This window comes from Kitasatospora sp. NPDC057542 (assembly GCF_042801945.1).
GTDB lineage: Bacteria > Actinomycetota > Actinomycetes > Streptomycetales > Streptomycetaceae > Kitasatospora.
Genome location: NZ_JBHVFE010000822.1, coordinates 1 through 1,584 on the forward strand (window position 1 = coordinate 1; position 1,584 = coordinate 1,584).

Here is a 1,584-nt window from a genome sequence, read left to right on the forward strand (position 1 = left end):
CCCTTCGTCCGGGGGCGGGCGCCCGGCGCTCGCCGTAGCATGGGCCGCGTTCCGGCCGGCGAAGGGCGCCGGTGGTCGGCTCGGCGAGGGAGCAGAGGGCGGTGCTACGGGGGTTCGGCGATCTCGAGGCCGAGATCATGGACCGGTTCTGGTCCTGGGGCCGGCCCGCCACGGTGCGCGAGGTGGTGGACGACCTCCAGCAGGAGCGGGCGGTCGCGTACACCACCGTCACCACGGTCGCGGACATCCTGCACACCAAGGGCTGGCTGCGCCGCGACAAGGTCGGCCGCGCCTGGGTGTACGAGCCGACCTGCACCCGCGAGGAGTACACCGCCCAGCTGATGCACCAGGCGCTGGAGACCACCCCCGACCGGGCGGGCGCGCTGCTCCACTTCGTCGACCGGATCAGCGGGGACGAGGCCTCGGCCCTGCTCGCCGCGCTCGAACAGGTGAAGTCCCGGGGCCCTGAGTGACGCTCGCGCTGCTCTGCTTCCACCTTGCGGTGACCGGCGTCCTGCTGCCCCGGCGGCTGGCCGGCTCCGCCCGGCTCCAGGCCCGTCCGGCGGCGGGCGCGGCGCTCTGGCTCGCGCTGATGGCCTCGTTCACCGTGGCCCTGCTGCTCACCGCGCACCACGCGCTGGAACCCTTCGCCCACCCGCCGGCCGGGCTGCTCGGCCTGCTCCCGCACGCCGAACCGGCGGAGCCGGTGCTGCCGCACACCCACGACTGGTGGCTGCTCACCGCCGGCGGAGCCCTGTCGGCCACCCTGGTGACGGCCGTCGGCCTGCGCACCGGACGCGCCCGGCGGCGGCACCGGGCGGTGCTGGACGTGATCGCCGTACCGGACCGGCGCTGGGGCGCCCTGGTGCTGGAGCACGCCCGTCCGACCGTCTACTGCCTGCCCGGTCGCCGTTCCCGGGTGGTGCTGTCGCGCGGGGCCCTGCGGCTCCTGGACGAGCGGCAGCTCACGGCGGCCGTGGCGCACGAGCACGGACACATCCGCGGCCGACACCATCTGTTCCGGCTGCCGGCCGACACCTTCGCGCTGCTCCTCGGGCCACTGCCGCTGGCCCGGCTGGGGCGCTCCGAGGTGGCGCTGCTGCTGGAGATGGCGGCCGACGACGCGGCGCTGGAGCGGGTCTCACGGGATGAACTGGCCTCCGCGCTCTGCGCGTTGGCGACCGGCGGCGCTCCTGTCCGGGAAGCCCCGGCGGACGGCGCCACGCTGGGTGCGACGTCCACCGGGGTGCTCGCCCGGGTGCGGCGGCTGGCCCGGCCGGGGAGCGGACGCCGCCGGCTGACCGGGCGGCTCGGGGTGTCGGTGCTGCCGCTGCTCCCGTACCTGCTGGTCTGCGCGCCGCACCCCTGAGACACCCCTGTGGGCCCGTGGGCGCGGGGGTGCCGACGGGCCCCGGGTGGGGGGTCGGGGTGGAGGTCCGTGAGATTTGCCGGGACTTTGACCCGCGCGGTTGAACCCGCGCGCCCGGGCCGGCGTTGCCACCGGTGCCGCAGGTACGCTCCGGCGGTCTCGCGCAGGCCCGCACAGGCGGGATTCTCAAGGCGAGCCTGAGCCGACGCCTCCAC

2 protein-coding genes are annotated in these 1,584 nt (G+C 76.3%); both read left to right on the forward strand.

What is annotated here, in order from left to right; all coding sequences use genetic code 11:
• Positions 1-101 precede the first annotated feature (101 nt).
• Complete coding sequence (locus tag ACFU7Y_RS43835) at positions 102-473, forward strand: BlaI/MecI/CopY family transcriptional regulator (protein ID WP_224274219.1); 372 nt, start codon at positions 102-104, stop codon at positions 471-473.
• Positions 470-1,369 (forward strand): M56 family metallopeptidase, encoded by a 900-nt coding sequence (locus ACFU7Y_RS43840; protein ID WP_380772047.1) that lies wholly within the window; start codon positions 470-472, stop codon positions 1,367-1,369. Before ACFU7Y_RS43835 ends, ACFU7Y_RS43840 begins: the two co-directional genes overlap by 4 nt.
• Positions 1,370-1,584 lie beyond the last annotated feature (215 nt).